Consider the following 4,203-nt stretch of genomic DNA (forward strand, 5'->3'; position numbering starts at 1 on the left):
TCCTGTCACGCCACAGAATCAGCGTTCAGTGGAGCCGCTCTAGAGCAGTCGCGCTAATGGGGCCGATGCCCGGAACGGTCGTCAGGCGACGCGCGACGGCATTGCTGCGTTGCCACGCCGCGAGTTTGCGATCGATCTCGCGCAATTGCATATGGGTCTCGAGCGCCTGTCGGGACAAAATACCTACCATTTTCGCCGCATACCCAGGTATGTCCAGCGTTTCGCCGTCAACGACCTGCCGGGCTATTGTCAGTGCGCGCTCCAGGCCTTGCGGAATATCGATACCAAACTCCGCCAGTTGACCGCGGATCATATTGACGAGTTGTGTTCGCTGCCGGACCAGTAGATCGCGTGTGCGATGCATCGACAGCGCTGCCTGCTGCTCACGTGATTTCACCGGCACAAAGCGCATTGTCGGGCGGGTCACTGCCTCGCAGATCGCCTCTGCGTCGGCAGCGTCATTTTTCCCACGTTTCACGTAAGGTTTGACATACGCTGGGGGCATCAGGCGCACCTCATGACCCAGTGCTATCAACTCCCGCGCCCAATGATGGGACGTGCCGCACGCTTCCATGCCGATCAGGCAAGGCGGTAGCTTGGCAAAAAACGACAACACTTGAGCGCGTCGAAGCACTTTGCGGACGACGACATGTCCCGCCGCATCGACCGCGTGAACCTGAAAAACGTTCTTCGCCAGATCAAGCCCGATGGTGCTGACTTCCATGATGGGTGGCTCCTTCGCTCGTGGGTGCTTTGATAACGCCTACCCTTGGCATTCAGATGCCGTGAGCTGGGGCCATCCACATCATCCGCTTTCGGGCACCCGCCATAACCACGTTGATGTCTGCCTTGTAGGCGGAACCCGACATGGAGACACGCCCCCCGCATCCCATCATGCGGTGCTGTCTACCAGCCATTCCCTGAGCTTCGACCACCGCCGCCTCCCGCCCCGATTCCGCACGGCGATGGCCAGCGCCTTCTTCTGCCCCACAAGCACAACGAGCTTCCGCCCCCGTGTCACACCCGTGTAGAGCAGGTTCCGCGCCAGCATGGCGTAATGCTGGGTCACCAACGGGATGACCACGGCCGGGTATTCCGAGCCCTGGCTCTTATGAATGGTCGTCGCGTAGGCCAGCACCAATTCGTCCAGCTCGCCAAAGCCATAAAACGACTTCCCGTCCATCGAATGAGACCGTCAGTTCGCCCTCTTCGATATCGATCCTGTCGATAACGCCAAGATCCCCGTTGAAGACGTCCCGGTCATAATCGTTCGCGATCTGCATCACCTTGTCGCCCGGCCCATAGGTCCAGCCGAACCGTTCGACCTTCACCGCGCCCGGCGGGTTCAGCGCTTGCTGCAATTCGACGTTCAGCGACCGCGCGCCCAGCCCACCCCGGTTCATCGGGCAAAGCACCTGCATGTCGCGAACCGGGTCCAGCCCAAACCGCGCCGGAATGCGGTCCTTCACCACCGCCAGCAGTTTACGAAGCCCGATTTCCGGTTCGGCGGCCTCGACAAAATAGAAATCCGATCCCTCTTCCGCGCTCAGTTCGGGCATTCTGCCCTCGTTGATCCGATGCGCATTGGTGATGATCCGGCTCTGCGCTGCCTGGCGGAACACCTCGGTCAGCCGTACCACAGGGACAGCACCCGAGGCGATGATATCGGCCAGCACCTGCCCCGGCCCGACCGACGGCAACTGGTCCACGTCGCCCACGATCAGTAGCGCCGCACTGTGAGGCAACGCGCGCAGGAGGGAGCGCATCAGCAACACGTCGACCATGCTGGCTTCGTCCACGACCAGCAGATCGCAGGTCAGCGGGTTGGTGTCATCCCGCTTGAAGCTGCCGGTCGCCGGATCCGTCTCCAGCAGGCGGTGAATGGTCTTGCCTTCCAGTCCGGTGCTTTCCGACAGGCGCTTCGCCGCCCTTCCCGTTGGCGCGCAGAGCTGTACATCCGTGCCCTTGGCCGTCACGATCTTGAGAATGGCATTGACCAGCGTGGTCTTGCCGACGCCAGGACCACCCGTGATCACCAGAACCTTGCTGTGCAGGGCAAGGCGCACTGCCTCCTGCTGGCTGGGCGCGAGCGCAAGCCCGGTCTTCCTTTCCACCCAGGCCATGGCCTTTTCAGCGTCGATGTTCGGCCAGGGCGATCGGCCGACGGCACAGGCGCGCAGCCGCTCGGCAATGCTCTGCTCCGCGCGATACAGGCCGGCAAGGAAGATGCCGTCCGTCCCGCCCACGCTGTCGGCAATAACGTCGCCCGCTTCCAGCTCCAGCGCGAGGGCCGTCTCGATCAGAGGTGCCGCGACCTCCAGCAGTTCGGCCGTGCTTGTCAGCAACTCCCCGACCGGCAGGCCGCAATGCCCTTCATCCATCGCCTCACCAAGGGCATAGGAGATCCCTGCCCGCACCCGGATCATGGCGTCAGGCGCGATCCCCATCTTGCGGGCGATCTGGTCGGCCGTCTTGAACCCGATACCGCGGATGTCCTTCGCGAGCCGATAGGGGTTCTCGCTGATCAGTCTGACCGCGTCCTGTCCGTAGGTCTTGAAGATCCTTACCGCCCGCGAGGTGCCGACGCCGTTGCTGTGCAGAAACAGCATGATCTCGCGGATCACCTTCTGGTCCGCCCAGCCACCGACGATCCGGTCCGCGCGCTTTGGACCGATCCCCGTCACCTCCCGCAGGCGATGCGGTTCCTGCTCGATCAGGTCGAACACCGCCTCGCCGAACGCTTTCACCAGCTTTTTCGCATAGACGGGGCCAATGCCCCGGATCATGCCGGAGCCGAGATAACGCTCGATGCCCTCGACCGTGGTCGGCGGGCTGGATTTGAGAAACTCCGCCTTGAACTGGAGGCCGTGGGTATGATCGTTGAACCAACGCCCCGACATCTGCACGAACTCGCCCGCCGAAATCATGGCGGCATGGCCGACAACGGTGACGAGATCGCGCTGCCCCCGCACCTTCACCCGCAGAACGCAAAAGCCGTTCTCGGCGTTATGAAACGTCACCCGTTCCACCAGTCCCGCCAGCGCCTCGGTCGGCGCGGAAGAAGTCTGCCCGTTCACCCTACCGTATGCTGGTGATGCCGAAAGCAGACCGGATCATGATCGTCGATCATCCCGACCGCCTGCATCCAGGCATAGACGATCACCGGACCGACAAACTTGAACCCCCGCGCTTTCAGGGCTTTCGACATGGCCTCCGAGAGCGGCGACTGCGGCAGCACGGCACCGGTCGTGTTCCGGATCGGCGCGTCCGGCACCATACCCCAGGCAAATTCCGAAAACTCCTCGCCCCGCTCCTGCATGGCGAGATAGGCACGCGCGTTACCGATCGTCGCCTCGATCTTGGCCCGGGCGCGGATGATCCCGGGATCGGCCATCAGGCGTTCGACATCGTGCTCGTCAAAGCGCGCGACGATGTCGGGATCGAAATTCGCGAACGCCCGACGAAAGCCGTCACGGCGCCGCAATACGATCAGCCAGGACAATCCCGCCTGGAAGCCTTCCAGGCAGAGCATTTCCCATAGCACCCGGCTGTCCCGAATGGGCTTGCCCCATTCCTCGTCGTGATAGGCGCGCAGCAGCGGATCGGTTCGAGCCCAGGAACAGCGGGGTAGATCGGCGTTGGATGAGTTGCACGTCATCTGAGGCATGACAGCACCATAGCATATCCACGCCTCTCGGCTTTATGCGCAGTTCCCGTTCTACGGCTACAACCGCGTCGGCGCGACAGTCTCAGAAGGCATCCGGCGGTCGTTCTGGCTGATGGGCATGCAGGGCGGGCTGAAGCCGCAGCTCGATTCCATCAAGCAGTTTTCGGAAACCGATTTTACCGAAGACCTGAAGCGGATCGACGTGCCGACCCTGATCGTCCATGGCGACGACGACCAGATCGTGCCGATCGGCACCTCCGCCCTGCTCTCGGCCAGGCTGGTGCCAAATTCCACGCTGAAGATCTATCCGGGCGCAAGTCACGGCCTGGCCCAGATCCAGCAGGACCAGTTCAACGCCGACCTCCTTGCCTTTATCCGGGGCTGAACTTTCAGCCCAAGACCGCTCGCCCCTTATCCCGGGGGCGGCCGGCTTCGACCAGTCTCAGGCCCGAGCCCCCAAAGGCTATCACGCACCCGTGATTTTGGTGGAAACTACGCTGGCCTTTGCTTCCGTTTGTTTCCTATGTGTTTCCTGC

The 4,203-nt window shown here is 62.4% G+C and carries 2 protein-coding genes and 2 pseudogenes; 1 reads left to right on the top strand and 3 read right to left on the bottom strand.

What is annotated here, in order from left to right:
• Positions 1–40 precede the first annotated feature (40 nt).
• The 3 genes and pseudogenes from B8446_RS15870 to B8446_RS15880 form a co-directional block, all read right to left on the bottom strand.
• Positions 41–724 (bottom strand): annotated as a pseudogene (locus B8446_RS15870) (IS110 family RNA-guided transposase); the annotation flags it as partial.
• A 168-nt stretch (positions 725–892) separates the two neighbouring features.
• A pseudogene (gene recD2 / locus B8446_RS15875) lies at positions 893–3,077 on the bottom strand (SF1B family DNA helicase RecD2).
• Positions 3,074–3,658, bottom strand: coding sequence for a DNA-3-methyladenine glycosylase I (locus B8446_RS15880; protein WP_053053941.1), 585 nt, complete (start codon positions 3,656–3,658; stop codon positions 3,074–3,076). Before B8446_RS15880 ends, recD2 begins: the two are co-directional and overlap by 4 nt.
• A gap of 121 nt (positions 3,659–3,779) precedes the next feature.
• Between B8446_RS15880 and B8446_RS15885 the strand changes: the two genes are divergently transcribed.
• A complete protein-coding gene (locus B8446_RS15885; protein WP_084712399.1) occupies positions 3,780–4,052 on the top strand; it encodes an alpha/beta fold hydrolase in 273 nt (90 codons plus the stop codon).
• The last annotated feature ends 151 nt before the right edge of the window (positions 4,053–4,203 follow it).

Source organism: Tanticharoenia sakaeratensis NBRC 103193, from assembly GCF_000963885.1.
Lineage (GTDB): Bacteria > Pseudomonadota > Alphaproteobacteria > Acetobacterales > Acetobacteraceae > Tanticharoenia > Tanticharoenia sakaeratensis.